The organism is Defluviimonas aquaemixtae (assembly GCF_900302475.1).
Taxonomy (GTDB): Bacteria; Pseudomonadota; Alphaproteobacteria; order Rhodobacterales; family Rhodobacteraceae; genus Albidovulum; species Albidovulum aquaemixtae.
Window position 1 is genome coordinate 582,534 of sequence record NZ_OMOQ01000002.1, and the last position, 26,618, is coordinate 609,151.

The following is a 26,618-nucleotide window of genomic DNA, read 5'->3' on the forward strand; positions in this document are numbered from 1 at the left end:
TCACCCGCCCGGTCGTGCACGAACACCTTTCAGGAGCTCGGCGACTTCAAGGACGCCACGTCGAAACACGTCGGCATAGTCCGGTATCTCATCCGGCTTGTCATGGAGCGGACCGGGCTTGTGAACCAGTATCTTCGCAAGATCCGGCTTCGCCCTGATCCGCTTGGCCATCAACTGGAAGGACCGGACGTGCTCTCCTTCGGGTTGGTCGGAGGCCAGGATATGCCCCTTCAAATCCTCAATCGTGTAGACCGTCTCATCGTCTCCATCGAGACCGACTTCGAGCGAAGCTCTACGGATCAGGCACGGAACGCAGTACCCGCAGTGTCGGGGGGAGAGCTTCTTGTAACGCGCCTTCGCCGGCGACGAGCAAGACATGGAGTTTTCCACGATCTTCTCAAGGAAAGGTTTGTCGGCGCAGTTCGCTACCATCTCGCCCTTCGTCATGTGCCTGTATGGGTTGTCTAGTTCGACATCGAGGGAGAGAGCATCGATCAGCCTCTGCATGCTAGCGATGAAGTGCGGATGCGCCGTCCGCGTGCTCAGCGCCCCGAATCGCAAGGGATCGAGGGGCACGTTGAGCGCGATTAGGCCGTTCTCCGGTATGTCGACCGTGCTCCGTCCTTCTATCGCCGACGCTGCCAGTGTCGCCAGTGAGTAGAAGAGGAAGGATCGTCCCCGTTGGGTGTTCTCCGTCTCCCCGGTGGTGAGATGGTGCTTGTCGAACCCCAGCCGCACCCGGAGGCTCTTGAAGGCCTCTTTGGAGAACCGGTTTTCCAACCGGTCGAGGATATAGGCTTGGGCTTTGGCAGTCTCGCTGTCCCAGTAGTGACTGACGAACAGCGGACGTTCACTCCCGCTCAGGAGATCGACTGCGCCGATGAGACTGTCCAAACCACCGGACAGGAGGCTCACCTTTGTCAGTCCGTCGATCGCCAGGCGTTTCGGAGCGACAGCGAGAGTTCTGGTTCTCTTCGGCCGGTCGCGGAAGAAGACACGCCACCGATCCCCGGAGAGGAAGCGCAACATCGACTCGATCGATCCAGTGCTCGTCGTCCAGGCCGCGGCAGCAGAAACCGGGACGTAGAGATCGATCTCGCGGGTCCAGCCGTCTTGAGCGTTCAGCCTTCGGGAGACTCTCGTGTCCCCGGCGTTGACGAGCGCGGCGAGGACGACGAGGTCAATTCCCTTCTCCGATGGTCGCATCCCGAGGGAAGCGAGTTGGTCCAACGCGTGACCGATGCCGAAGCCCATGCGCAGGTCACCGTCCAGGAAATCGATCTCGAATACGTCGGAGTCGGACTGGACCAATTTGATCTTACTCTTGTCGTCGGGACCGAGCCGGCCGATCAGACTGAACCTTCTCATCCGTCGTCTCCCAAGGCCTCGACCAGATCGAGTGCTGCGCCGTAGAGGTCGTCGACGAAGCTATCGATGGCCGCCGCATCCAGGTCGCTCAGATCGGTTCCGCGCGCGTCGAACTCATCACGCACACAACCTTCGACGAAGTCATGCAACATGGCTTGCGCTCGTTCGACCCCGCCGATGTCAGAGGGCGCCGCGATGGCGTTGGTCCCTACCTCATTGAGAATTTTACCTTCAATCGAACGGCTTACGACCCCGATGAAGAACTCGCGCAAATCGTCTGCGGAGAGCTCATCGAAGTTCCCGACACCAGCGGCGGCTAGATCGGCGACTGTCTCAAGCATCGCGTCCCTCGCGATCGCTTCGTCAATTGTGCCGCCTGCAGGACACAGCATATCCGTCAAAGCGACGAACACGTCCTCGGCGGGAGCCCCTGCCATGCCCTCAAGATTGAACCGCCTCAGCGCCTCTGCCGGACCCTGATTGACGAAGTTCCTCGCGAGGCCAGCCACGCCGCCGGCCACGGCGCGTGAGTTTGGCATACGGCTCGCCGCGGCGCGTCCTCCACCGCTCGCACTTACATATCGGCCTGCGCCTCGCCGCATGGCTCGCTCGTCGGATGCTCGCGCACCCCTCGTGATGTTCCCGCGAGCGCCACCGAGACCCGAACTCGCTGGAACGGCAGGTATCGGCGGGTATGCCTGAGCGGGCGCCGGCCCAGCCGGCGCCCCCCCGTTTTGATCCGGTCCACCGTTCCCGTCACCGTCTGTGGAGTCCGGCTCGGCATTGTCGGGTGCGACCGCGGGCGGCGACGCGGGCTCGTCGACCCAGCTTGGAACCAGCCCGTTTTTGGAGCCGCCGAATGTTCCGGACGTCCCCATCAGCTACGCTTCCGCTTGCTGGAGAGTTTCATCGCCGCGCTCGCCGCCGCCTTTAGTGGCTTGTTATCATCCTGATCGGCCCATCCCTTGAGCGTCGTCGCGAAGTCCGAACCTACGTCGGTTTCGCTGAAGACTGACGCCCAGCCGCTGACCGCCCAAGGGCCGAGTTTGGAGACCGGAAGATCCTGCACGAAAGAGAGCAACGGCCTCTGCAGGAAGGGATGCTGACGCGCCATCTCGGCCAGCCCCTTTACGCCCACGGGCTCTTGGGCTAGGTCCTCAGCATCTCGCACTTTGGCGCGCAGCGCATCGAAGACCTGTTCGGCTTCAATTGACTGAAGCCGAGCAACTTCTGCCGCAGCCTGCTTCACCTGTAGCGGCGAGCCCTGAAGCTTGGCGATGAGTTCGTCCAGTTCGCCCAGGGATGTGACCGCGCCAAAAACGCTTCGCCTGTCTCGGGTGACGAAGACGTATGGTCTGAGATCGTTCTCGGCGAGCGGCGGATCAATGGCTGCCCACTGCTTCGCCCATTCGATGTTTGGCCAATCGGGCAACGAAGTCTCCGTGGACGGACCAGTCGTTTTCCCGTCCGCCGACTTCGTCTCCAGGCCGGACGTAGGGGCCGCGACCACGGCTTCGAGCACCGCGAGTTCCTCCGACGCCCCGGTGCTCGCGGAACCGCGCGCCATTGCGTCATAGAGTTCAGGGGCGAAGCGTTCCGCTAGCATGATCTTGGCGAGTACCGAGATGTTCAGTTCATCGCGGAAGCCGCGCTCCTCCGCGATAGCCAGACGAAGCATCATCGTGTTGATGAAGCGTTTTATCTGTCTCGGGTTACCCCGCGCGCCATCCGCCAGGATCGGAGCGATCCGCCCGGCCAACTCCATCGCTCGCTCTACCTCGACTGGCACGCCGCCCAAGGCCTGCTCGACCGCCTTCCGGTCGAGGCCAGGGCCTTTCCATGGGCGGCGCAATACCTCGCGAGCCAGCGCGGTCAATTTCTGGAACTCGTCGGATTCCTCGCTGAAGACGTTCAGCACCAAGAGCAACGTTATATAAATCCGCGTCTCGGCATATCCGAGCGAGGGAAGACGGAAGGGGACCTGGATCAGCTTCTCTAGGTAGTTGCGAGCATACGAGGCTGGACCGGTAGCCACAGGCAGGTCCGGGAAATGTTGCCGCACGGCGTACTCGATCATCCCCTCGTCCGCTCCGATGACAAAGGCCGCTCGTGGTACGAACAAAAACAACCTGATCGCCTCCAGCGTTTCGATCGCAATATTCGGAAGGCATCGGTCGAGGTCATCGACAAGGACCACCAGGCGATCAATCTCGGCGTCCTGTAGGAGTTTGGCAAACTCCTCCCGGAAAGCGTGCATCTGTTCAGGCGCGCTGTCTTCAGCGACTTCGCGCAAGTACTCGTCAGACCCCTTGACGAGCGCAGCCAGATTCTCCGGCGACACGTCTTCGGCACCCTTCCCGAGGAGACTTCGCGCGGCTTCACCAAGTTCCTTAATCGTGTCGGGATGGGGAATCCCGGTAGCCAACGTCAGGCCATACGCTCCCGCCTTGCGCGCGAGCTTCATCCAGTCGACCCGTTTCAACACCCTCTTCGCCTGTTCGGCGACTTTCTGCGACGTGGGGCGCTTGCGGCGCAGTTCCTCGACGATCGTTTCGATCAGGACCGCCTTCGCGTCTTCAAAGCCCTGGAACAGCCAGCCGTTGAACCGTACACAGAGCACGCGGTCGTCGTTGGAGAACGCCTCCTCCACCATCATGAGGACGCTGGATTTGCCGGCGCCCCAGTCGCCGTGGACGCCGACACTCAGGGGTTCGTCCGACTTCTCGCCCACCAGACGGACCACCGTCTTGGCGATCGCCTCGTAGTACAAAAGGTCTACCGCAGTCTCATTGTCTGCGACGATCATTGGCTCATCTGTCTTTCACAATTCGTATTCGAGAACATGAACACACTATGGCAATGCATTCCAAGAAGCGAAGCGTCATTTGTGTGCTTAGAAGGCCGTTTTTGCGCCCGAGTTGTACGCGAACTCGACCAATCGAGGAATGCGTGCCCGGCGCAAATATGCAATTAGCGGTTCAAAAAATTCCTCCTACAATAATGAGAACGGCCACTCTCCGCCCTGCTTGCATATTTCGCGCGTCAGCGAACCGACATCAAAAGCATTTGAGGAAGGACTGCACGAGGCCTGTCACGGTTGAAGTCTCATGCAGCGTCGCGCTCCAGGAAATCGGCAATCGCCTCAAGCATAGCTCGTGGTGTGCGATTTCCGTACCCCCATCTTCGCACTCCATCCCGCCTGTCGCACTTCGACATCGTGGCCGCAACCAGCCGCCGTTGTCCGGCGGCCTCACGGACCCCACGGAGGCTTTCCATGCGACCCGATCACGCTCCCCTGCCGCCACGCTATCTGCGGACCAAGGAGGCCGCGCAGTTCCTCAGCCTATCCGCGCGCACCCTCGAGAAGCACCGCACCTATGGCACCGGCCCGGCCTATCACAAGCTGGGTGGGCGGGTCGTCTATTCGATCGAGGATCTCGATGCCTGGGTCCAGCGCGGTGCCGTGACCTCGACGTCCGATCCGCGCGGTGGCCGAGTACTACCCGCGAAGCGCCATGTGCTGACCGCGACCCCGCCCGCGGGCCGTGCTTTCCGCTGATCCGGTTGAGGCAGCTCCAATGTCCCGCAACGCATCCGAACGCGGCCAGCTCGATCTGTTCCACGCTCTCCCCGGCGAGTTCGCGGCGCGGGACGCGCAGGATCTCATGTCCTATCCCTTCTTTTCCTTGTCCAAGAGCCATCGCACGCGGCCCATCGAGTTCGCGGCAGGTAGTGTCGAAATCCGTGTCGAGGCCGTCGCGGATCACGGCATGGCCACGGTCTGGGATGCCGATATCCTGATCTGGGCGGCCAGTCAGATCGTTGAGGCGCGCGATTCCGGGTTGCGCACGTCGCGGCTCATGGTGGCGACGCCGTACCAGATCCTCACCTTCATCGGGCGGGGCACCTCCGCCCGCGACTATCATCGGTTGAAGGCGGCACTGGACAGGTTGCAGTCGACGACGGTCTGCACCTCGATCCGCCAGCCGACCGAAGGACGTCGGCACCGTTTTTCCTGGATCAACGAGTGGACGGAGCGGACCGATGTTAGTGGCCGCCCCGACGGGATCGAGTTGATTGTGCCCGACTGGTTCTACCGGGCGGTCCTCGATGACGCGCTGATCCTGACCATCGACCGCGCCTATTTCGATCTGACGGGTGGCCTCGATCGCTGGCTCTATCGACTGGTGCGCAAGCATGGTGGCCGCCAAAAGGCAGGGTGGCGGTTCGAGTTCCAACATCTCCACGTCAAATCCGGCAGCCTCTCGCCCTTCAGGCGGTTTGCCTTCGAGTTGCGGGACATCATCCGTCGACAGCCATTGCCGGGCTATCGCCTGGCGCTAGAGATCGAGACGCGGGGGCGACGACTGCTCGCTTTCGAGCCCTGTGGACAGGCTGTGGACGGGCTCGTGCCATCAGGAACCCCGAATGTCGTGCCATCGGGAACCGGACCCTCGTGCTATCAGGAACCCGGTTCGGGTCCATCCATTTCAAAAGACGACAGAATTCGGGGCCGTAACTTAGACTCTAACTCGGAATCTAACTCTTGTTGCGCTGCTCCCGCTGGGGACAAGCCCGCACGCGGACGCGCTCTATCCCTCGAAACGGGCTCTCAGAATGACAGGCCCGAGCGACCTCTCGGCACGTCGAAGAGAGCGACGACATGAGTCCGATCCGCTCCGAACCGCACGAGGTTGATGCACAGACCATTGGCAGAGAAGGCAATCTGACCTTCGTCGACCTGACCTGGAAAGAGGGACAGATCGAACAGTGGGTCCGGTTCGGCCATCCGGTCTGCGAAGAGCGCATTGATCATCACCGGCGCCGCTTCGGCTTCGCGCCAGGAGCCGTATTCGGGGTCAATCGCTGGGCGGCCAACGCCTATGGCACGGTCCTCTCGCGCTTCGACATCTTGCGAACTGCAAGGCCTGGAAGCCCCATGCAAACGCTGCCTTATCTGCGGCCCGGAGGGACCTTGCTGCTCTCCACCCACGGCTGGCCCAAGGTCGAACGCGTGTTACAGGCGATCGACGCCATCGAGGCGCTCGGAATCGATCCGGCGGATGCCTCGCCGGACTACTGGCGACACCTGCACAATCGCCTGGCCACAGCGCAACCGGCCCATCCCTATACGCGCCTGCAGCACCGGGCCTGGCTCAAGCGGCGGAGCCTCGGGTTATGATCTCGCGGTGGGGAATCATCGGGGCGACAGCGCTGTCGGTTAGCCTGATCGTCCTGCCCGTTATTGCCACCTGGTCGCCGCGCGTTCTGTGGAATGTCAGCGCGAGCGTTCCCGTCGGGCTCTATCGGCTGCACCCTGTCGAGCGGCTGGCCATCGGGGATCTGGTGGCGGTTGCACCACTTCCGGCGCTTTCGGATTTCCTTGCTTCCCGCGGATATCTGCCGCGCGGCGTACCGCTGCTCAAGCATGTCGTGGCGCTCGAAGGAGCGTTGGTCTGCCGCTCGGGCGACAGGATCACCGTCGACGACCGCCCTCTTGGCGACGCCCATGCGCAGGACCGCGTCGGCCGCGCGTTGCCCATCTGGCAGGGCTGTCATCGGCTCGGCGCTGGCGAAGTCTTTCTCATGAACCCGGAAGCGCCCGACAGCCTGGACGGGCGGTATTTCGGCCTCTTGCCGCGAACCTCGATCACCGCCCGGCTGACACCGCTTTGGACCGTTTCCGGCGGGAGCACCGGAGAAGCGGTGCATCCGGATTTCACACCGCACCACAACAGAAAGGAGGCACGCCATGCCCCAGATCGGTGAGTTCACTCGCACGAAATCCGGCTTTGCCGGGTATGTCCGAACGCTGACACTGGACCTTGAGATCTCCCTCGACAAGGCCGAGGCGACCGAGGCCGAGAACGCACCCGACTACCGCCTCTTTCACGGAGACGGTGACCTCGCCCGTGAAATAGGGGCGGCCTGGGCGCGCACCGGGGAGAAGGCCGGTGAGTATTTCTCGGTGCTGATCGACGATCCGATGCTGGCGCAGCCCATCCGTGCCAACCTGTTCTGCAACGGTGAAAGCTCGGTCTGGTCGCTGCAATGGACCCGTCCGCCGAGGCGCAACGGGGCGGCGTGAGCGATGGCGCTGATCAGCACGAAACGCAGTCGCCGGACAACGGTCGATCGACCCCGCATTACCCAAGTCTGCGCCACATTCCTTCTTTCCGGCCTTGCCGTGACGGGGCCAGTCAGCCCCCCGGCTTTCGCCGAAGCACCGACCATCCAAATGGATCCGATGCGCGATCCTCATGCAGCCGCTATCGCCGAAGCCTCTGCTCGCTTCGTGATCCCGGAACACTGGATCCGTGCCGTGATGCAGGCAGAAAGCGAAGGCGACCCGCGTGCGGTCAGCCATGCCGGGGCCATGGGACTGATGCAGGTCATGCCCGGCACATGGACCGTCTTGCGGCAGGACCACGGTCTCGGAACCGACCCGTTCGATCCGCGCGACAACATCATCGCCGGCACGGCCTATCTGCGCGCCATGCTCGATCGCTATGGCACCGTCGGCGGCATGCTCGCCGCTTACAATGCGGGGCCAGGCCGGTATGACGCATACCTCTCGGAGGCGCGTCGGCTTCCCGCCGAGACCCGCGCCTATGTCGCGATGCTGGCTCCCCGCTTGGACGGCTCGGCGCCCCTTCCGAGCCGCGCAACCGTCGCCGATTGGCGCGAGGCTGGACTCTTCGCCGACAGTTCGGCGGCTCATCCACTGCAAAATGGCAGCAGCCCGGATGCACGTCGACCGGCCCACGAAACGGGTCCAGCCGCCCCCAATCCCGGCATTTTCGTTGCCCGGCCCGGCGCGGAGACACGGCCATGAAAGTGATCGCGGTTTCTTGGGCTCTGGAGCGCCGTGTCGCAAACGCGGCGGAAGGGCGCGCTCGGACAACGGGCGGGAAGGAAAAAGGGCGAGATAAAAGCGCCTGCCACGAATGCCGCAAGTCCCTGACGGGACTGGCGTTTTCGTGTGCATGGCTTTCGGTCGTGTGCAGGCTTCGGCAATTTGTCCTGCTTTTTCAATGCTTCGGCATGCACAGGTGCGTTTCAGGCCTCGGATGGGGCTGCGCATGACCGACACCGAGCACGACTTCCGGATCCGACCGGGCAAAACCCGTAGCACCCGAACGCCGCGTTCCAAGAGCTTCGTGAACCAGGTGCTGCACGCGGCACAGAAAGCCGGGCATACCGGGCCATCGCGCAGTCCGGGTCGGCGAGGGCGCTCGACTTTCGGGCGTGGCCATGGCCGGTTTGGGCGCAGCCGACTGTTCTCGCCCGCGCGCCGCGTTGTCGTCAAAGCCCGTATCGCCCGTCACAAGGGCCGGGCCTATCGCGCGGCTCCGCTCTCGACCCATCTCACCTATCTGCGCCGCGACGGCGTCAGCAAGGATGGGGCGAATGGCCTGCTCTTCGATGCCAAGACCGACGGTCTGTACTGTTCCGACTTCGCAGCACGATGCGAGGATGACCGGCACCATTTCCGCTTCATCATCTCGCCCGAGGACGCCGCCGAGATGGAGGACCTGCGCGGCTTCACCCGCGACCTTGCGCGCCGGATGGAGGCCGATCTCGGCACGCGGCTGGACTGGATCGCCGTGGATCACTGGAATACCGACAACCCCCATGTGCATCTGATCGTCCGCGGCGTGGATGATCGTGGCGGCGATCTCGTGATCGCGCGCGACTACATCAGCAGCGGGCTGCGGTCCCGCGCCGAGGATCTGGTCGCGCTGGAGCTCGGTCCGAAACCGGAGCACGAAATCCGGCATGCGCTCGAAAGGGAGGTCACGGCGGAACGCTGGACGCGCCTCGATCGGGAGCTGCGCTATCAGGCCGATGATCTCGGTCTGCTCGACCTGCGCCCCTCAGCACCCGGACCCGCGGACCCGCAAATCCGCCGGTTGATGATCGGCCGCCTTCAGTACCTTTGGAGACTCGGTCTCGCGTCGGACGGCCGCCCCGGCGAATGGATGCTCGGGCTCGAGGCCGAACGCACGCTCCGCGACCTGAGCGAGCGCGGCGACATCATCAAGACGATGCACCGCGCCTTCGCCGAGCGGGGGCAGGACCGCGGCTTCTCCGACTTCGCCATCGACGCGGGCAGGCCAGGGGACCCGATCATCGGGCGGCTTGTCGAGACCGGCTTGTATGACGAACAGACTGGCACCGCCTATGCCGTGATCGACGGGACAGATGGGCGCGCGCATCATGTCCGCTTCCGCGGTCTGGACGCCTTCGAGCACACGCCCGCGTCTGGCGGCATCGTCGAGGTCCGCCGCTTCAGCGGCGCGGACGATCCGCGTCCGACGCTTGTCCTGGCCAACCGGTCCGATCTCGACCTGCAAGGCCAGATCACCGCGCCCGGCGCGACCTGGCTCGATCACCGTCTGGTCCAACGTTCCCGCATGCCGCTTGCGATGGGCGGGTTCGGGGCGGAGGTCCGGGACGCCCTCGATGCCCGTGCCGAACATTTGGTGGATGAAGGGCTGGCCCAAAGGCAGGGACAGCGGATCATCTTTCAGCGGAATCTCCTCGCGACCCTGCGGCAGCGCGAGCTCGACGCCACGGGCTGGACGCTCGAGGCCGAGACCGGTCTCCAGCATCAACCCGCGAAACCCGGCGAGCATGTGTCCGGCACCTACACGCGGCAGCTCCGTCTGACCTCCGGCCGCTACGCGATGATCGAGGGTATCGGCCCCGACGGCGGTCGCAGTTTCCAGCTCGTCCCCTGGTCCCGCGAGATCGAGCCCCGCCTTGGCCAGCACATCACCGGGATCGTGCGCGGCGGCGGTGGGATCGACTGGAGCCTCGGGCGCAAGCGCGGGCTCGGCATCTGACGAAAGGACCCTGACCATGACCGCCACGAAAATCCTCTGGGGCCAGATCCTCGCCGTCTTCCTGATCGTGCTCACGACGACCTGGGGCGCAACGCAATGGGTGGCCTGGCGGCTGGGGTTTCAGGCGCAGCTGGGCAGCCCGTGGTTCGAGGCCTTCGGCATGCCGATCTACCCGCCGCCCGCCTTCTTCTGGTGGTGGTACTTCTACGACGCCTATGCGCGCACGGTGTTCTGGGAGGGCGGGGCGATCGCGGCCTCGGGCGGCTTCATCTCCATCGCCGTGGCCATCGCCATGTCCGTGATCCGGGCGCGCGAGGCCGCAGACGTCGATACCTATGGCTCGGCCCGCTGGGCGAACAGGGCCGAGGTCGAGGCCGCCGGGTTGCTGGGATCCGATGGTGTCGTGCTGGGCAAGCTGGATCAGGACTACCTGCGGCATGACGGGCCAGAGCACGTGCTCTGCTTTGCGCCGACCCGTTCGGGCAAGGGTGTGGGTCTCGTGGTCCCGTCGCTGCTGACCTGGCCGGGCTCCGCCATTGTCCATGACATCAAGGGCGAGAACTGGGACCTGACGGCTGGGTTCCGCGCGCGCCATGGCCGGGTGCTGCGTTTCGATCCGACAAGCATGACCTCGGCCGCATACAACCCGTTGCTCGAAGTGCGCAGGGGCGAGTGGGAGGTGCGCGATGTTCAGAACGTGGCAGACGTGCTGGTCGATCCCGAAGGCTCGCTGGAGAAGCGGAATCATTGGGAAAAGACTTCGCACTCGCTGCTGGTCGGCGCAATCCTGCATGTCCTCTATGCCGAGCGTGACAAGACACTGGCCGGCGTTGCCGCTTTCCTTTCCGACCCGCACCGTCCGATCGAGCAGACCCTCGAAGCGATGATGGCGGCGCGTCATCTGGGAGAGGCCGACCCGCATCCGGTCATTGCCTCGACCGCGCGGGAGCTTCTGAACAAGTCCGACAACGAACGCTCGGGCGTTCTGTCGACGGCGATGTCCTTCCTTGGCCTCTACCGCGATCCCGTCGTCGCCCATGTGACCCGGCGCTGCGACTGGCGGATCGACGATCTCATCGCCGCGGACCAGCCGACGACCCTCTACCTCGTCGTGCCGCCCTCGGACATCTCGCGCACCAAGCCGTTGATCCGGCTTGTGCTGAACCAGATCGGCCGCCGATTGACGGAGGACCTGAAGGACACGCGCCGCCGCCATCGCGTGCTCATGATGCTGGACGAATTCCCGGCGCTCGGACGGCTCGATTTCTTCGAAAGCGCACTGGCCTTCATGGCGGGCTACGGGATTAAGAGCTTCCTGATCGCCCAGTCGCTCAATCAGATCGAGAAGGCCTATGGCCAGAACAATGCCATTCTCGACAACTGCCATGTCCGGGTGAGCTTTGCCACCAATGACGAACGCACCGCCAAGCGCGTGTCGGATGCCCTCGGTACGGCGACCGAGATGAAGGCGATGAGGAACTACGCCGGGCACCGGCTGGCGCCCTGGCTGGGTCACCTCATGGTTTCGCGCTCTGAAACTGCGCGCCAACTCCTGACGCCCGGCGAGATCATGCAGCTGCCGCCCGACGACGAGATCGTCATGGTCGCAGGCTCCCCGCCGATCCGGGCGAAGAAGGCGCGGTATTTTGAGGACAGGCGGTTCGTCGATCGCGTAGTGCCGCCACCAGATCCGAAGCAAGCCACGCCGATGCTGCAGGATGATCCATGGTCATCTCTTCCGACCATCGCAGCCGCTACACATTCGCGCGCGTCGGCGCCGTCGACCCTTGCGGATGAGGCGAACGCAGGCCTGCGTCGGGAACCAGACTTGCCCGAGCATGTGGCCGCAGCCACAGAAAAGACCGCCGAACCGGCACGTGAATTCGAGATGATGCTCGATGATGAACCTGAGGATGCTGCACAGCAACGGCAGGCCCTTCAGAAGCAGATGAGGCAGGTGGCCCGGCAGGCTTCGCTCGACCGCAATGACGGCATCGATCTCTGAGGGCAAATCCATGCGCGACCGTCTCAACCTGTCCCTGCCAGCTGAGTTGATCGGGCGGATCAACGACATCGCCGACCGGAAACGCGTGACCCGCTCGGCAGTCGTCGAGGCCGCGGTCGAGTCTTTCCTCTCTCCAGATCATGCCGACATGCAGGAGGCCGCGCTGATGCGCCGCCTCGACCGCCTCTCTCGCCAGGTTGCCCGCCTCGAACGCGACCAGCGCATCACAACGGAGACCCTCGCGCTATTCGTACGCTTCTGGCTCACCATCACAACACCGATTGCGCCGGAGCAACAGGCGGCAGCGCAGGCCAAAGGCCGCGAACGGTTTGATGGATTCATCGAGACGCTGGGCAAGCGGGTACAGAAGGGGCGGTGGTTTGCAGACGAGGTGGTGGGTGACACTGGACCCGAAACTTCACAGGACTTCAGCAAGGACCAGTGAGATGGCCTGCGCAACGGGATCACTGTTCCTACGGCGATCACTGCGCGGGAGATGATCCAAACGTGCGATCCCCGGCAAACCGAGCGCGCATCTTCCTGAAGTCATCCAAGCGGGCTGGCAGCACGACGCGCTCTTGACTAGTGTAAGTCCAACTCGGGCACCCGAACCGTCCCCGATTCAGCGGTACAAAAAAGAAGCGGACAAAATGGCAGTAAAGAAATCCGACCTTTATTCATCCCTTTGGGCCTCGTGTGACGAGCTGCGTGGAGGAATGGATGCCAGTCAATACAAAGACTACGTCCTATTCATGCTGTTCATTAAATACGTGTCCGACAAATATGGGGACAGCGATGACCTCGAGCCGCCAATCATCATTCCGAAAGGCGCGAGCTTCAAAGATTTGGCCGCCCTTACAGGAAATCCGAATATTGGCGATCTAATCAATACGCAGGTCATTCAGCCGCTTGTTGATACCAATGAGATGCTGGCGCGAACGGATTTCCCCGACTTCAACGATCCGAATAAACTTGGCGAAGGCAATGACCGCGTTGACCGGTTAGGTCGTCTGATTGCCATCTTCTCAAGCCCGGATCTGAATTTCGCGAAGAACCGCGCGGACCATGATGATATTCTGGGCGACGCCTATGAATATCTGATGCGCCATTTCGCGACCGAAAGCGGCAAGAGCAAGGGACAGTTCTACACCCCGTCGGAGGTCAGCCGGATCATCGCCAAGGTGATCGGTATCTCACCCAAGAATACCGTTGCCGGAACCACCGCCTACGACCCGACATGCGGATCGGGCTCGCTGCTGCTCAAAGTCGCGGCCGAGGCCGGGAAACGGATCACCCTCGAAGGCCAGGAGAAGGACGTGACCACCGCCGGTCTCGCCCGCATGAACATGATCCTGCACGACTTCCCGACGGCAAAGATCGTCGCGGGCAACACTCTGACAACCCCCAAATTCCTCGAGGGGGAGCGCCTTCGCACCTATGACTACGTCGTCGCCAATCCGCCGTTCTCGGACAAGGCGTGGAGCACCGGCTTCAGCTATGACGACAAGGGCGCGATTTCGGACAAGCACAACCGGTTCGAATGGGGCGCGCCGCCCAAGAAGCAGGGCGATTATGCCTATCTGCTGCACATCATCCGCACCATGAAAAGCGCGGGCAAGGCCGCCTGCATCCTTCCCCATGGCGTCCTGTTCCGCGGCAATGCTGAGGCCGATCTGCGGGAGGCATTGATCAGGTCGGGCTATCTCAAGGGGATCATCGGCCTGCCGCCGAACCTCTTTTACGGCACCGGCATTCCGGCCTGTATCGTCGTCCTCGACAAGGAGAACGCCACGGCCAGGCGCGGCATCTTCATGATCGACGCGTCCAAAGGTTTCCGCAAGGATGGTGCCAAGAACCGTCTGCGCGAGCAGGACATCCACCGCATCGTCGACACCTTCCGCAAGGGCGCCGATGTGCCGGGCTATGCCCGCATGGTGCCGTTCGACGAAATCGCCGACCCGCGCAACGCCTTCAACCTGAACCTGGCCCGCTACATCGACACCTCGGAAGCTGAGGACATCCACGACATCGAAGCGCACCTGCAGGGCGGTATCCCGAAACGGGACATCGACGCGCTGGACAGCTGGTGGAAGGTCATGCCGTCGCTGCGGGGCGAGCTCTTTGAAGACCTCCGACCGGGCTACCTGTCGCTGACGCGCCCGATCGCCGAGGTGAAATCGGCTATCGAGGAACATGCGGAATTTCGCACCTTCACCGCCTCTGCCGCCGCGACTTTCACGGAGTGGCGGGGCCGGGCGGATGCGGCCTGCCGCGCCTTCGCGCCGGGGGACCAGCCGAAGGAACTGATCGAGGCGATCTCGGAGGACCTGCTGGCCGCCTTCCAATCCGTCCCGCTCGTCGATCCCTACGATGTGTACCAGCACCTGATGGACTACTGGGCCGAGGCGCTGCAGGACGATTCCTATGTCATCGCAGCGACCGGTTGGGTGGCAGGCTCGCAGCCGCGCGAGATCGTCAAGCGCAAGGGCAAGAGCGGCAAGCTGGAATGGCCGGAGCCGGGCGACTACATGCTCGGCCGTCGTCGGTTCACCTCGGACCTGATCCCGTCACGCCTGATCGTCGCGCGGTACTTCGCGGCCGAGCAGGCCGAGATCGATGCCTTCGACGTGCGGATCGCGGAACTGGAGCAGGACCTCGCCGAAAAGCTCGAAGAGGGCGCGGGCGAGGACGGGCTGCTGGTCGAGGTGATCGAGGGCGAAGGCGACAAGCAGAAGATCACCGCGAAGGCGCTGAAGGCCCGGCTGAAGGAAATCGGCCGCGATCCCGACATGGCAGACGAGCGGCAGGCGCTCGAAGCCTACCAGAAGGGGATGACCACGCTCGACGCCACGAAGAAGAAGCGCAAGGCGGCGGACGATGCCCTGTGGAAGAAGGCGCACGACCGCTATGGCACGCTGACCGAGGACGAGGCCAAGACGCTGGTGGTCGCGGACAAGTGGCTCGACACCATCGAGGCCCGCGTGACCGATGAGGTCGCGCATGTGGCGCAAGCTCTCTCCACCCGGGTCAAGGGCCTGGCCGAGCGCTATGCCGTGCCGCTGCCCAAGCTGGAGGAAGAGGTCGATGTGCTTGCCGCCCGTGTCGCAACCCATCTGAAGGCGATGGGGGCCGCATGGACCTGAGGCCCGGTTACAAACAGACCGAGATTGGGTCGATTCCGGAGGACTGGGATGTGGCACCCTTGGGCGCCATCTGCGCAATGAAGAGTGGAGAAGGAATCACGAGCGCTTCAATCCGCGACTTCGGGCCCTTTCCAGTTTTTGGTGGAAACGGGCTGCGCGGATTCACGACCCGCTTTACACACGACGGTGACTTCGCGCTTGTCGGTCGTCAAGGTGCGCTATGCGGTAATGTCTACGGTGTTTCAGGTAGGTTTTTCGCTTCCGAACACGCTGTAGTCGTTACTCCGCAAAATGGCACTTCCATTGCTTGGCTGACGCGTGTTCTGAAGCGCATGGAGCTGAATCAATACTCTGAGTCCTCTGCGCAGCCCGGCCTTTCTGTTCAAAAGATACTTCGTTTGCAGGTGGCTTTCCCACCCATTTCCGAGCAGAAAGCTATCGCAGAGGCGCTGTCGAACATAGATGCAGCGATCAATCAGAGTTCAGAATTGATTTCTAAAAAGCGCGATCTCCGCACTGCTGCAATGCAACAGCTTCTTTCTGGAAGGACGCGATTGGCAGCTTACTCTAAAGCGAGTATCGGATACAAACAAACGGAGATTGGAAATATTCCGACAGATTGGGACCTAGTAAATCTTGGGTCGATTGGCGAAAGCCTAATCGGCTTGACCTATGCGCCCACAGATGTCCGCAGCAATGGCACCCTAGTTCTGCGATCTTCGAATATTCAGAATGATACCCTCGCGTTCGCCAACAACGTTTTTGTTGAAAAGTTGATCCCGCAGAAAATAATGGTTCGTCCCGGCGACGTCCTAATTTGTGTAAGAAATGGAAGCGTTGACCTGATTGGAAAGTCTGCGCTCTTGGACGAGCGCACGGTCGGAATGACATTTGGGGCCTTCATGGCTGTATATCGAAGCGAGATCGGGCGCCTAATAAACTACCACTTTCAATCTAGCTCCATGAAAAAACAGATCAAAGAACACCTAGGGGCAACGATAAATCAGATCACAAATAAGAGCTTGAATTCCTTCCGGATTCCGCTCTCCCGCAATAAGCAGGAGCAGCATGATATTGCAGACGTTCTGTCTGACATGGATGCTGAGATCACTGCACTGGAGGCCCGTCTCGAAAAAACCCGGGCGCTCAAGCAGGGGATGATGCAGACCTTGCTGACCGGCCGCGTGCGCCTGCCGGTGCAAGCCGAGGCGTTGGACCCGTTGGAGGTGTCGCATGCCTGAACGTCCCCGCAGCGAGCGCGTCACGCAGGATCGCCTCGCGGCCCATATCACCACGCCGGAGGACAAGGGCGGCCTCGGCTACCGGAACCTCGGCGACTGGTCGGGCCGCCCGAACAACCGGTGCGTCGAGCCCGATCTGCTGCGCGCCAACCTTTCCGCCCGTGGCTATTCCGACGACGAGATCAACGCTGCCCTGACGCGCCTGATGCAGGCGATCGAGGTGACCGGCACCACGCTCTATCAGGCAAACCTCCGCACCTACACGCTGCTGCGCTACGGCGTTGACGTGCAGATCTCGGTCGCCGCCCCGCACAAGACGGTGCACCTGATCGACTGGGACGACCCCGCCGCCAACGACTTCGCCCATGCCGAGGAGGTGACCCTGAAGGGCGGCCACGAACGGCGCCCCGATCTGGTCGTCTACCTCAACGGCCTTGCCGTCGCGGTGATCGAGCTGAAACGCTCCTCGGTCGAGATCGGCGACGGCATCCGGCAGCTGATTTCCAATCAGGACGAGATCTTTAACGCGCCGTTCTTCGCCACTGCGCAGCTTCTGCTGGCGGGCAGCGATGCGCAGGGCCTGCGCTATGGCACGGTCGGAACGCCCGAAACGCTGTTCGTCGACTGGCGGGATGAAGACCCGCCCGTCGGAGACCTGGCCGCCGGTGCACATCTCGACCGTCCGGTCGGGCAGATGCTGCGCAAGGACCGGCTGCTTGACCTGATCCGGAACTTCGTGATCTTCGACGCAGGCATCAAGAAGGTTCCCCGGCAACACCAGTTCGTCGGCGTGAAGCTTGCGCAGGAGCGGCTGGCCAAGCGCGAGGGCGGTGTCATCTGGCACACCCAAGGGTCCGGCAAGAGCATCCTGATGGTGCTGCTGGCCAAGTGGATCCTCGAACGCGAGCCGGATGCCCGCGTGCTGGTCATCACGGACCGCGACGAGCTCGACAAACAGATCGAGGGCGTGATGCGGAATGCGGGCGTGGTCGCTGCCGATGCGCCATCGCCCCGGGTGACGCGCCGCGACGAGTTCGTGAGCTGGCTGGGCGCGCCGTCGCCTCGCCTGATCTGCGCGCTGATCCACAAGTTCGACACGACCGATCTGTCCGGGCCGCCCCCGAACGTCACCGGCCGGTTCTACGTGTTCGTGGACGAGTGCCACCGCACCCAGGGCGGCGACATGAACAAGCAGATGAAGCGCTGGCTCGAGGGTGCCATCTTCGTCGGCTTCACCGGAACTCCGTTGCTGCGGAAGGACCGGCAGACCACGCGTGAAGTCTTCGGCACCTACATTCACACCTACAAGTTCCAGGAGGCGGTCCGGGACAAGGTCGTGCTCGACCTGAAATACGAGGCGCGCGACGTGCCGCAGCGCATGACGAGCCCGGCCGCAATTGACGCATGGTTCGAAAAGAAGACGAAGAACCTCAACAATTTCCAGAAGGCTGTTCTGCGGAAGCGGTGGGCCAACATGGAGGAGCTGCTCAGCGCGACCGAACGGAAACGCCGGATCGTCGCCGAGATCGTGCAGGACTTCGATCTGAAGCCGCGGCTGAGCGACGACAGAGGGACCGCGATCCTTGTCGCGGCCTCGATCCGCGACGCCTGCGAGTTCTACCGCGAGTTCCAGAGCACCAGACTCGGGCCGCATGTGGGTATCGTCACGTCCTTCGAGCCGAACCACAATGCGATCTCGCGGGAGCCCGCCAACAGCGACGAACGCTACAAGTACGACACCTACACGAATTTCGTGCTGAAAGCCGGCCAAAGCACGACAGCCTATGAGACCGAGGTCAAGCGGCGCTTCATCGAAGAGCCGGCGAACATGAAGCTGCTGATCGTGGTGTCCAAGCTGCTCACCGGCTTCGATGCACCGAGCTGCAGCTACATCTATCTCGACGACAAGCTGCGGGACCACACGCTGTTCCAGGCGATCTGCCGGACCAACCGGATCGACGGCGATGACAAGGATTACGGTCACATCGTCGACTTCAAGGAGCTGTTCGGCGACGTCCAGCACGCGATCGCGGTCTACAGCTCGGATGAACTCGATCTGGATGCGGGCAGCGGCGGCGACAACAACGTCGAGATCAAGAACTGGATCGAAGAGGGGAAGGCGCGCCTCGACGCGGCACGCGAAGCGCTTCACTATCTCTGCGCCCCGGTGCCCCCGCCGAGAGAAGTGGAGCAGTTCTTGCGGTACTTCTGCGGTGATGCCGCTGATCCGAACGCCTTGACCGAGACCGAGGCGCTGAGGATCTCGTTTTACAAATCCGTGGCGTCGTTCGTTCGGGCCTACGCCGCCATCGCCCAGAACTTGGACGACGCAGGGTATTCCCCCTCCGAACAGAGCGACATCCAGCGCGATGTCGATTTCTACAGTGATCTCAGGGCCGCCATCAAAAAGCATTCGGGCGAAGAGCTCGACATCAAGCCCTATGAAGCCGACATGCGGCACCTGCTGAACACCTACATTCAGGCTGATCCTGCCCAAGCGCTGGGTGCGTTGTCCAACGTGTCGCTTACCCAGGCCATCATCGAAACCGGAATCCATGATGCGATCGCCAAGCAGCTGAACGAAAAGGGGAAGCTGTCGAAGAACGCGGTGGCCGAAGGCATCATCAACAATATCCGGAAGACCATCATTCGTGATCAGCTGACAGATCCTCGCTTCTATGACGAGATGTCCAAGCTCCTTGAGGATCTGATCCAGCAAAGCCGCGACAGTGCGAAGGCCTATGAGGACTTCCTGAAGAAGGCCGAGGAACTGGTCCGCAAGATGGCGGCACGGGATGCGGGTCCTGACCTGCCTGCAAGCCTTTCGGGCAATCGCGAAGCCGTCGTGATCTACAACAACCTTCCAGACCTACCTGCTACAGATTTCGTTGTCCCCGCGGACGACGACCAAAGAGCGGATCTGGCGCTTGAAATCGACCGCACCGTACGAGAACACGCCCCTGCGGGTTGGAAAGGTGATCCAGTCCGCGAACGGGAGGTTAAGAACGTTCTTTTCCCGATCTTCAATCGAGATCGCGACGCGACGCTCGCTATGTTCGAAATCATCAAGAACCAATCGGGGTATTGATGGGTGAAGTGATCGAAATCGGCGATCTGGCCATCGACGTGACCCGGAAGGACGTCAAGAACGTCCATCTGTCGGTCCATCCCCCCGATGGGCGAGTTACACTCGTTGCACCGACGTCCACCAGGATCGACGTCGCCCGCGCCTATGCGATCACCAAGATCGGCTGGATTCGTCAGCAGCAAGGAAAGCTCGCACAGCAGGCTCGCGAGGCACCACGACAATTTGTCGGGCGCGAAACTCACTATCTATGGGGCCGCCGACATCTTCTTCGGGTGACGGAATGTGAGGGCAAGCCTGCAGTGCGCCTGGATCATCGAACGATTCATCTTCAAGTGCGCCCTGGAAGCACTCTGGAGACCCGAGCGAAGGTGATACACAATTGGCACCTCAAGCTTCTTCACGCCGCGGTCCCCCCCTTGATCAAGAAGTGGGAAAGCCGGATTGGTGTCGAAGTCCAAGGCTATTTCCTGCAGCGCATGAAGACCAAATGGGGAAGCTGCAACGCGGAACAGCGGACCATTCGTCTGAATACGGAGTTGGTCAAGAAACCCCGGGATTTGCTCGAGTACGTCGTGGTTCACGAGATGATCCACATACTCGCACCGACCCATAGCCCAAGGTTCTTCGATCTCCTGTCAACGCACTATCCGAGCTGGTCCGAGGCGCGCACTGAATTGAACGAGTTGCCTATTCCGGCACTCTGAGCGGTCCGTTACGACACCTGCCACACCTCCCCATCGTCCAAACGCTTGACGTAATCGCTTCGCTCCCCATCCCAGTGATACGCGAAATGAGCCCCTTGGGTCGGGATCGGGATCACGTCGGGCCAGAAAACGGCGATGCACTGGCCCTCGGGAAAGCGCACGCTGGGCCAGGTGATGCCGTTCGATCCGGCCGCACGGCGCTCGGCCCCGAAGACCTGGGACGCGTGGTAGTCCTCCGTGTCCAGCAGATCGGCGCGGCCCGTGGCGTCGTCCAGATCGGTGTCGATCGATCCGATCAGCTCGCGGAATTGCGAGGTCCAGCCCGGCGCCTCCTCCGTGGCGCGCATGAAGCGGGCGTGGTGGTGGATGGTCTCGGCGATCGCCACCTCGGTGCGGTCGCCCGCATAGTAGAGGCCGAAGCTGCCGTCCGAGAACCGCCCCGGACGGAGCGGCGAGCAATGCACGAAGGGCGCCATGACCCAGCTCGCACCGGGGCCGGTCACGCGGCGGGCGACTGGCACCCTGGAGAGATCGCCGATGCTCTCGCGGATGCGCGGATTGAACTTGGCCTCGGCCGAGGCCAGCGCCTCCCAGTCGGCCGGATCGGCGATGTCCTCGAAGAGGTCGATCGGCCGGTGGATCGAGCGGATGATGCGGACCGTCCGCGGCCAGGTCACGCGCCGGACAGGCACATTCACCAGGCACCCCGTTCGGCGTCGAGATAGGCGCGCAGATCGATCAGGTCGGTCATCTCCCCCCGGAGCATGACGTCGAGCGCGCTTCGGCCCGCGAAGGCGGCGTTCGGTTTGCGAATCCAGGCATAGCCCCGGGCAGGGTCGGTGAAGAGATAGCGCAGCGCCTTGTGGATCCCCATCAGGATCGCCATGCGCGCGCGCAGGTCGCGATCGATCCGGCCGATATCGCCGGTCTTCCACCGCGCCCAGGTGCGCTGCGCCATGTCGCCCAGCAACGTGCGGGCTTCGGCATCCGTCAGCTCCCACGCGCGAAACAGGTTGACCGTTGTGCGTGCCAGCGCCGCGGCCTCCTCGTCGGTGATGACGGGAAGATCGGTGCGGGCGAGGACGGGCTGGACCGTGGCGAACTGCATGGCTGTCTCCTTTGGCATCAATATAGGAAATATGTGCCAAAAGGCAAGACGAGTCATACGGTGCCGGTTTGATCGCCTCCAGCCTTTTTCCTGTCTTTGCACCCCACAGCCCTACGCCCCTTGAAGACCTGTTGAGCCCAGCCGGTTTCCGGTTTTCTTGATGGACCCGATCCAGGGCCGCCCGTCGGTGGCCACTCACGGAACGGGGACAGCATGGCAGAGGCAGCTCGGAAACCGGAAGCGATGGCCCGCGGCGCGCGGATGCTGCGCACGGCGCTTGGGCCCGCCATCGCCCGGTTTCTGGAAGACCCGATGATTGTCGAGGTCCTGCTCAATCCCGACGGGCGGCTCTGGATCGACCGGCTCTCCGAGGGGCTCTCCGATACCGGCGCCACGCTGTCGGCCGCCGATGGCGAGCGGATCGTGCGGCTCGTCGCCCATCACGTCGGGGCCGAGGTGCATGCCGCGCGGCCGCGCGTCTCGGCCGAACTGCCCGAGACCGGCGAGCGCTTCGAAGGGCTCCTCCCGCCCGTGGTCACCGCGCCCTGTTTCGCGATCCGCAAACCCGCCGTCGCGGTCTTCACGCTCGCTGATTACGTCGCGGCCGGGATCATGACCGAGACCCAGTCTGCCCTTTTGCGGGGAGGCGTTGCCGCGCGGGCCAATATCCTCGTCGCGGGCGGCACCTCCACCGGCAAGACGACCCTGACCAATGCGCTTCTGGCCGAGGTGGCCGGATCGTCGGATCGCGTGGTCATCATCGAGGACACGCGCGAGCTTCAATGCACAGCACCAAACCTGGTCGCTTTGCGCACCAAGGACGGCGTTGCCTCGCTCTCCGATCTTGTCCGCTCCTCGCTTCGTCTGCGCCCCGACCGCATTCCCATCGGCGAGGTGCGCGGGGCCGAGGCGCTGGACCTGTTGAAGGCCTGGGGCACCGGCCATCCCGGCGGCATCGGCACGATCCATGCGGGCTCGGCCTTGGGAGCCCTGCGCCGCATGGAGCAGCTCATCCAGGAGGCGGTGGTCACCGTGCCGCGCGCCCTCATCGCCGAGACCATCGATCTCATCGCCGTCCTCTCCGGGCGCGGCGCCAACCGGCATCTCGCCGAGCTGGCCCGCGTCGACGGGCTGGGATTGGACGGTGACTACCGCATCACCCCGGCGGCGCTGCCGACCGGGACGGAAACCGACACAGGAGACCCTTCATGATACGACGCCTTTACCGGCTGCGCGCACAGGCCGCCCTCGCCGTCACCTACGCCACCGTCACCCTGATGCTGGCCGGACCCGCCCGCGCGGCGGGATCCTCCATGCCCTGGGAGGCGCCGCTGCAGTCGATCCTCGAGTCGATCGAGGGGCCGGTCGCCAAGATCATCGCGGTGATCATCATCATCGTCACCGGCCTGACGCTGGCCTTCGGCGACACCTCCGGGGGTTTCCGCCGCCTCATCCAGATCGTCTTCGGCATCTCCATCGCCTTCGCGGCCAGTTCCTTCTTCCTGAGCTTCTTCAGCTTCGGCGGCGGGGCGCTGATCTGATGGACAGCACATTCGAGCAGCTGGCGGACGTGTCAGGCTTCACCGTCCCGGTGCACCGCGCGCTGACCGAGCCGATTCTGCTGGCGGGCGCCCCGCGGGCCTTCGCGATCCTGAACGGGACGCTGGCCGGGGCCATCGGGCTCGGGTTGCAGCTCTGGATCGCCGGGATCGTCATCGGCCTCCTCGGCCACGTCGTGGCGGTCTGGGCCGCACAGCGCGATCCGCTCTTCGTCGAGGTCGGGCGTCGGCATCTGCGCCTTCCCGGTCATCTGGAGGTTTGAGGCAGTCTCATGATGAACCTGGCGGAATATCGCCGGAAAGGGACGCGGCTGGCGGATTACCTGCCCTGGGCCGCGCTGGTGGCCCCCGGCATTGTGCTGAACAAGGATGGCAGCCTGCAGCGCTCGGCCCGGTTCCGGGGCCCCGATCTCGACAGCGCGGTCGCGGCGGAACTCGTGGCCGTGGCGGGGCGCATCAACAACGCCTTTCGCCGCCTCGGGTCCGGCTGGGCGATCTTCGTCGAGGCGCAGCGGGTGGTCGCGGCCGACTATCCCGACAGCCGCTTTCCCGATCCGGCCTCGGCGCTCCTCGATGCCGAGCGCCGTGCGGGGTTTGCCGAGCAGGGGGCGCATTTCCAGTCGGACTATCTTCTGACCTTCCTCTACCTGCCGCCCGCCGAGGAGGCTGCGCGGGCCGAGACCTGGCTCTACGAAGGCCGCGACAAGACCGGCATCGATGCGGGCGAGGTGCTCCGTGGCTTCATCGACCGCACCGACCGGGTGCTGGCGCTCTTCGACGGCATCATGCCCGAATGCCGCTGGATGGGTGACAGCGAGACGCTGACCTATCTGCACTCCACCATCTCGACGCAGGCCCACCGGGTCCGCGTGCCGGAAACCCCGGCCTATCTCGATGCGCTCCTCGCCGACCAGCCGCTGACCGGCGGTCTCGAGCCGCGGTTGGGGAACGCCCATCTGCGCGTGTTGACCCTCTCGGGGTTTCCGACCGCCACCACGCCCGGCATCCTCGATGATCTCAACCGGCTGGCCTTTCCCTATCGCTGGGCGACCCGCGCGATCCTGATGGACAAGACGGAGGCCGCGCGGATGGTCGCCCGCATCCGCCGCCAATGGTTCGCCAAGCGCAAATCCATCGCCGCGATCCTGAAGGAGGTGATGACAAACGAGCAATCGGCGCTGGTCGACACCGATGCCGCCAACAAGGCCGCCGATGCCGACATGGCCCTGCAGGAGCTCGGCGCCGATATCGCGGGCGAGGCCTATGTCACGGCAACCCTCATCGTCTGGGACGAGGACGCGCGCCGCGCCGACGAGAAGCTGCGCCTCGTCGAGAAGGTTGTGCAGGGTCGGGACTTCACCGCCATGGTCGAGACAGTCAATGCCGTCGACGCCTGGCTCGGCTCGCTGCCAGGGCAGGCCTACGCCAATATCCGCCAGCCGCCGATCTCCACCCTGAACCTCGCCCATATGATCCCCCTCTCCGCCGTCTGGGCGGGAGAGGAGCGGGATGCGCATTTCGATGGACCGCCCTTGCTTTATGGCAAGACCGAGGGCGCGACGCCGTTCCGGCTCTCGCTCCATGTCGGGGATGTCGGTCATACGCTGGTCGTCGGGCCGACCGGGGCCGGCAAATCCGTGTTGCTGGCGCTCATGGCGCTGCAGTTCCGCCGCTACCCGAACGCAAAGGTCTTCGCCTTCGATTTCGGGGGCTCGATCCGCGCCGCGACCCTCGCCATGGGCGGCGACTGGCATGATCTGGGGGGCGAGTTGACCGAAGGGGAGGAAGCGACGGTTTTCCTCCAGCCGCTGGCCCGCATCGACGATCCCGCCGAACGAAGCTGGGCCGCGGGCTGGATCGGTGCCATCCTCGCCCGCGAGGGCATCGCGATCACGCCGGAGGTGAAGGAGCATCTTTGGTCCGCGCTCACGTCACTGGCCTCGGCCCCGGTGGGCGAACGGACGATCACAGGTCTCGCCGTCCTGCTGCAATCCACCGATCTGAAGCAGGCCCTGCGCCCCTATTGCCTGGGCGGCACCCATGGGCGGTTGCTCGATGCCGAGCGCGAAGCGCTCGGCGCGGCCTCGGTCCAGGCCTTCGAGATCGAGGGGCTGGTTGGCACCGCCGCGGCGCCCGCGGTCCTCTCCTATCTCTTCCACCGCATCGGCGACCGGCTCGACGGGCGACCGACGCTCCTGATCATTGATGAGGGCTGGCTCGCGCTCGATGACGAGGGTTTCGCGGGCCAGCTCCGCGAATGGCTGAAGACGCTGCGCAAGAAAAACGCCTCGGTGATCTTCGCGACCCAGTCGCTCTCGGATATCGACGCCTCCACCATCGCGCCCGCCATCATCGAGAGCTGCCCGACCCGGCTGCTTCTGCCCAACGAACGAGCCATCGAGCCTCAGATCACCGCGATCTATCGCCGCTTCGGCCTCAATGACCGGCAGATCGAGATCCTCGCCCGGGCCACGCCCAAGCGCGACTACTATTGCCAGTCGCGGCACGGGAACCGGCTTTTCGAACTGGGCCTCTCCGAGGTGGGCCTCGCGCTTTGCGCCGCCTCCGCCAAGTCCGATCAGACCCTGATCTCGGAGATCCTCGCCGAGCACGGGCACGAGGGCTTCCTCGCGGCGTGGCTCGAGGCCCGCGGCGTCGGCTGGGCCGCCGAGCTGATTCCCGAGCTCACCAATCTCGCGCCGGAGCCCGCGGCACCAGACGCCCCGATCCCCCAAGCCCCCGAACCAGCAAAGGAGACCACCGCATGATCCAAGCCGCCCATCGCCTGTCCCGTCTCGCCAGCGCCTCCGCGCTCGCCCTGACCCTTGCGGCGCCGCTCGGCCTCGCGCCGATCTTCGCGACGCCCGCCCAGGCCTTCCTCTTCGGCGGGGGCGGGCGCATCGTCTACGACCCGCGCAATCACGCCGAGAACATCCTCTCCGCCGCCCGGGCGCTCGAGCAGATCAACAACCAGATCACCCAGCTGCAGAACGAAGCGCAGATGCTGATGAACCAGGCCCGCAACCTCGCGAGCCTGCCCTATTCCTCGCTGCAGGCGCTGCAGCAGAACGTTGACCGGACCCGGCAGCTTCTGTCCGAGGCGCAGAACATCGCCTTCGACGTCGCCCAGATCGACCAGATCTTCCAGCAGGACTATGCCAACATCCCCATGGCCGCGCCCGAGGCGCAGCTTCTGGCCGATGCGCGTTCCCGCTGGGAAAACACCGTCGGCGGGTTGCAGGACGCGCTGCGCGTGCAGGCGGGCGTCGTCGGCAATCTCGACGGCCAGCGCGCCGAGCTCTCCGCCCTTGTCGGTGAAAGCCAGTCCGCCGTCGGCGCCCTGCAGGCGACCCAGGCCGGTAACCAGCTCCTCGCGTTGCAGTCCCAGCAGATCGCCGACCTGATAGCCGTCGTCGCTGCCAATGGCCGCGCCTCGGCGCTCGTCGAGGCCGAGCGGTCTGCCGCCGCCGAACAGGGCCGCGTCCAGCGCGAGCGCTTCCTCACCCCGGGCGCGGGCTACCAGCCCGGCAATGCCCGGATGTTCAACAACTGA

General features: G+C 63.7%; 23 protein-coding genes. 18 read left to right on the forward strand and 5 right to left on the reverse strand.

Features of this window, described 5'->3' with window-relative positions:
• Genes qatC through qatA form a run of 3 tightly spaced genes read right to left on the reverse strand, consistent with a single transcriptional unit; the run spans position 1 to position 4,174 of the window.
• Entirely contained in the window at positions 1-1,368 is a 1,368-nt protein-coding gene (qatC, locus tag DEA8626_RS14610; protein WP_108853951.1) for a Qat anti-phage system QueC-like protein QatC, read from the reverse strand.
• Positions 1,365-2,246 (reverse strand): Qat anti-phage system associated protein QatB, encoded by an 882-nt coding sequence (gene qatB / locus DEA8626_RS21705; protein WP_306418112.1) that lies wholly within the window; start codon positions 2,244-2,246, stop codon positions 1,365-1,367. Before qatB ends, qatC begins: the two co-directional genes overlap by 4 nt.
• On the reverse strand, positions 2,246-4,174 hold the full coding sequence (qatA, locus tag DEA8626_RS14620) for a Qat anti-phage system ATPase QatA (RefSeq protein WP_108853953.1): 1,929 nt from the start codon (positions 4,172-4,174) through the stop codon (positions 2,246-2,248). Before qatA ends, qatB begins: the two co-directional genes overlap by 1 nt.
• A gap of 468 nt (positions 4,175-4,642) precedes the next feature.
• Between qatA and DEA8626_RS14625 the strand changes: the two genes are divergently transcribed.
• The 13 genes from DEA8626_RS14625 (at position 4,643) to DEA8626_RS14685 (ending at position 20,398) form a co-directional block, all read left to right on the forward strand.
• Entirely contained in the window at positions 4,643-4,927 is a 285-nt protein-coding gene (locus DEA8626_RS14625) for a helix-turn-helix transcriptional regulator (protein WP_108853954.1), read from the forward strand.
• Between the two features lie 19 nt (positions 4,928-4,946).
• Positions 4,947-6,035, forward strand: coding sequence for a replication initiator protein A (locus DEA8626_RS14630; RefSeq protein WP_108853955.1), 1,089 nt, complete (start codon positions 4,947-4,949; stop codon positions 6,033-6,035).
• Positions 6,032-6,550 carry a DUF2840 domain-containing protein gene (locus DEA8626_RS14635; protein ID WP_108853956.1) on the forward strand — a complete coding sequence of 173 codons (519 nt, stop codon included), beginning with the start codon at positions 6,032-6,034 and terminating at the stop codon, positions 6,548-6,550. Before DEA8626_RS14630 ends, DEA8626_RS14635 begins: the two co-directional genes overlap by 4 nt.
• Positions 6,547-7,137 carry a S26 family signal peptidase gene (locus DEA8626_RS14640; protein ID WP_219929201.1) on the forward strand — a complete coding sequence of 197 codons (591 nt, stop codon included), beginning with the start codon at positions 6,547-6,549 and terminating at the stop codon, positions 7,135-7,137. Before DEA8626_RS14635 ends, DEA8626_RS14640 begins: the two co-directional genes overlap by 4 nt.
• Positions 7,121-7,456 (forward strand): DUF736 domain-containing protein, encoded by a 336-nt coding sequence (locus DEA8626_RS14645; RefSeq protein ID WP_108853957.1) that lies wholly within the window; start codon positions 7,121-7,123, stop codon positions 7,454-7,456. The genes DEA8626_RS14640 and DEA8626_RS14645 overlap by 17 nt, the downstream gene beginning before the upstream one ends.
• A gap of 3 nt (positions 7,457-7,459) precedes the next feature.
• On the forward strand, positions 7,460-8,203 hold the full coding sequence (locus DEA8626_RS14650) for a lytic transglycosylase domain-containing protein (RefSeq protein WP_108853958.1): 744 nt from the start codon (positions 7,460-7,462) through the stop codon (positions 8,201-8,203).
• Positions 8,204-8,450: 247 nt separating this feature from the next.
• The gene (locus tag DEA8626_RS14655) at positions 8,451-10,217 is read left to right on the forward strand and encodes a relaxase/mobilization nuclease domain-containing protein (protein ID WP_108853959.1); all 1,767 of its coding nucleotides are present in this window, start codon (positions 8,451-8,453) and stop codon (positions 10,215-10,217) included.
• A 16-nt stretch (positions 10,218-10,233) separates the two neighbouring features.
• A complete protein-coding gene (locus tag DEA8626_RS14660) occupies positions 10,234-12,222 on the forward strand; it encodes a conjugal transfer protein TraG (protein ID WP_108853960.1) in 1,989 nt (662 codons plus the stop codon).
• 10 nt (positions 12,223-12,232) lie between these two features.
• The gene (locus DEA8626_RS14665) at positions 12,233-12,667 is read left to right on the forward strand and encodes a ribbon-helix-helix domain-containing protein (protein ID WP_108853961.1); all 435 of its coding nucleotides are present in this window, start codon (positions 12,233-12,235) and stop codon (positions 12,665-12,667) included.
• A 205-nt stretch (positions 12,668-12,872) separates the two neighbouring features.
• On the forward strand, positions 12,873-15,365 hold the full coding sequence (locus DEA8626_RS14670) for a type I restriction-modification system subunit M (protein ID WP_108853962.1): 2,493 nt from the start codon (positions 12,873-12,875) through the stop codon (positions 15,363-15,365).
• Positions 15,356-16,606 carry a restriction endonuclease subunit S gene (locus DEA8626_RS14675; protein ID WP_108853963.1) on the forward strand — a complete coding sequence of 417 codons (1,251 nt, stop codon included), beginning with the start codon at positions 15,356-15,358 and terminating at the stop codon, positions 16,604-16,606. Before DEA8626_RS14670 ends, DEA8626_RS14675 begins: the two co-directional genes overlap by 10 nt.
• Positions 16,599-19,694, forward strand: a complete 3,096-nt coding sequence (locus DEA8626_RS14680) for a type I restriction endonuclease subunit R (protein ID WP_108853964.1) — start codon at positions 16,599-16,601, stop codon at positions 19,692-19,694. Before DEA8626_RS14675 ends, DEA8626_RS14680 begins: the two co-directional genes overlap by 8 nt.
• Positions 19,694-20,398, forward strand: coding sequence for a M48 family metallopeptidase (locus DEA8626_RS14685; protein ID WP_108853965.1), 705 nt, complete (start codon positions 19,694-19,696; stop codon positions 20,396-20,398). The genes DEA8626_RS14680 and DEA8626_RS14685 overlap by 1 nt, the downstream gene beginning before the upstream one ends.
• An 8-nt stretch (positions 20,399-20,406) precedes the next feature.
• Here the strand turns inward: DEA8626_RS14685 and DEA8626_RS14690 are convergent, their stop codons facing one another.
• Both DEA8626_RS14690 and DEA8626_RS14695 read right to left on the reverse strand, forming a co-directional pair.
• Entirely contained in the window at positions 20,407-21,096 is a 690-nt protein-coding gene (locus DEA8626_RS14690; protein WP_438502438.1) for an RES family NAD+ phosphorylase, read from the reverse strand.
• Entirely contained in the window at positions 21,093-21,506 is a 414-nt protein-coding gene (locus DEA8626_RS14695; RefSeq protein WP_108854076.1) for an MbcA/ParS/Xre antitoxin family protein, read from the reverse strand. Before DEA8626_RS14695 ends, DEA8626_RS14690 begins: the two co-directional genes overlap by 4 nt.
• A 261-nt stretch (positions 21,507-21,767) precedes the next feature.
• Here DEA8626_RS14695 and trbB point away from each other — a divergent pair, with 261 nt between their 5' ends.
• Genes trbB through trbJ form a run of 5 tightly spaced genes read left to right on the forward strand, consistent with a single transcriptional unit; the run spans position 21,768 to position 26,618 of the window.
• Complete coding sequence (gene trbB / locus DEA8626_RS14700; protein ID WP_438502439.1) at positions 21,768-22,718, forward strand: P-type conjugative transfer ATPase TrbB; 951 nt, start codon at positions 21,768-21,770, stop codon at positions 22,716-22,718.
• On the forward strand, positions 22,715-23,047 hold the full coding sequence (locus DEA8626_RS14705; protein ID WP_108853967.1) for a TrbC/VirB2 family type IV secretion system protein: 333 nt from the start codon (positions 22,715-22,717) through the stop codon (positions 23,045-23,047). The genes trbB and DEA8626_RS14705 overlap by 4 nt, the downstream gene beginning before the upstream one ends.
• Positions 23,047-23,328 carry a VirB3 family type IV secretion system protein gene (locus DEA8626_RS14710; RefSeq protein WP_108853968.1) on the forward strand — a complete coding sequence of 94 codons (282 nt, stop codon included), beginning with the start codon at positions 23,047-23,049 and terminating at the stop codon, positions 23,326-23,328. Before DEA8626_RS14705 ends, DEA8626_RS14710 begins: the two co-directional genes overlap by 1 nt.
• Before the next feature lie 9 nt (positions 23,329-23,337).
• Entirely contained in the window at positions 23,338-25,833 is a 2,496-nt protein-coding gene (gene trbE, locus DEA8626_RS14715; protein WP_108853969.1) for a conjugal transfer protein TrbE, read from the forward strand.
• Positions 25,830-26,618, forward strand: coding sequence for a P-type conjugative transfer protein TrbJ (trbJ, locus tag DEA8626_RS14720; RefSeq protein ID WP_108853970.1), 789 nt, complete (start codon positions 25,830-25,832; stop codon positions 26,616-26,618). Before trbE ends, trbJ begins: the two co-directional genes overlap by 4 nt.

Bases quoted from the DNA above. Each gene is read 5' to 3' on its own strand.
- qatC (WP_108853951.1), bottom strand. From the start codon at position 1,368: ATGAGAAGGTTCAGTCTGATCGGCCGGCTCGGTCCCGACGACAAGAGT.
- qatB (WP_306418112.1), bottom strand. From the start codon at position 2,246: ATGGGGACGTCCGGAACATTCGGCGGCTCCAAAAACGGGCTGGTTCCA.
- qatA (WP_108853953.1), bottom strand. From the start codon at position 4,174: ATGATCGTCGCAGACAATGAGACTGCGGTAGACCTTTTGTACTACGAG.
- DEA8626_RS14625 (WP_108853954.1), top strand. From the start codon at position 4,643: ATGCGACCCGATCACGCTCCCCTGCCGCCACGCTATCTGCGGACCAAG.
- DEA8626_RS14630 (WP_108853955.1), top strand. From the start codon at position 4,947: ATGTCCCGCAACGCATCCGAACGCGGCCAGCTCGATCTGTTCCACGCT.
- DEA8626_RS14635 (WP_108853956.1), top strand. From the start codon at position 6,032: ATGAGTCCGATCCGCTCCGAACCGCACGAGGTTGATGCACAGACCATT.
- DEA8626_RS14640 (WP_219929201.1), top strand. From the start codon at position 6,547: ATGATCTCGCGGTGGGGAATCATCGGGGCGACAGCGCTGTCGGTTAGC.
- DEA8626_RS14645 (WP_108853957.1), top strand. From the start codon at position 7,121: ATGCCCCAGATCGGTGAGTTCACTCGCACGAAATCCGGCTTTGCCGGG.
- DEA8626_RS14650 (WP_108853958.1), top strand. From the start codon at position 7,460: ATGGCGCTGATCAGCACGAAACGCAGTCGCCGGACAACGGTCGATCGA.
- DEA8626_RS14655 (WP_108853959.1), top strand. From the start codon at position 8,451: ATGACCGACACCGAGCACGACTTCCGGATCCGACCGGGCAAAACCCGT.
- DEA8626_RS14660 (WP_108853960.1), top strand. From the start codon at position 10,234: ATGACCGCCACGAAAATCCTCTGGGGCCAGATCCTCGCCGTCTTCCTG.
- DEA8626_RS14665 (WP_108853961.1), top strand. From the start codon at position 12,233: ATGCGCGACCGTCTCAACCTGTCCCTGCCAGCTGAGTTGATCGGGCGG.
- DEA8626_RS14670 (WP_108853962.1), top strand. From the start codon at position 12,873: ATGGCAGTAAAGAAATCCGACCTTTATTCATCCCTTTGGGCCTCGTGT.
- DEA8626_RS14675 (WP_108853963.1), top strand. From the start codon at position 15,356: ATGGACCTGAGGCCCGGTTACAAACAGACCGAGATTGGGTCGATTCCG.
- DEA8626_RS14680 (WP_108853964.1), top strand. From the start codon at position 16,599: ATGCCTGAACGTCCCCGCAGCGAGCGCGTCACGCAGGATCGCCTCGCG.
- DEA8626_RS14685 (WP_108853965.1), top strand. From the start codon at position 19,694: ATGGGTGAAGTGATCGAAATCGGCGATCTGGCCATCGACGTGACCCGG.
- DEA8626_RS14695 (WP_108854076.1), bottom strand. From the start codon at position 21,506: ATGCAGTTCGCCACGGTCCAGCCCGTCCTCGCCCGCACCGATCTTCCC.
- trbB (WP_438502439.1), top strand. From the start codon at position 21,768: ATGCTGCGCACGGCGCTTGGGCCCGCCATCGCCCGGTTTCTGGAAGAC.
- DEA8626_RS14705 (WP_108853967.1), top strand. From the start codon at position 22,715: ATGATACGACGCCTTTACCGGCTGCGCGCACAGGCCGCCCTCGCCGTC.
- DEA8626_RS14710 (WP_108853968.1), top strand. From the start codon at position 23,047: ATGGACAGCACATTCGAGCAGCTGGCGGACGTGTCAGGCTTCACCGTC.
- trbE (WP_108853969.1), top strand. From the start codon at position 23,338: ATGATGAACCTGGCGGAATATCGCCGGAAAGGGACGCGGCTGGCGGAT.
- trbJ (WP_108853970.1), top strand. From the start codon at position 25,830: ATGATCCAAGCCGCCCATCGCCTGTCCCGTCTCGCCAGCGCCTCCGCG.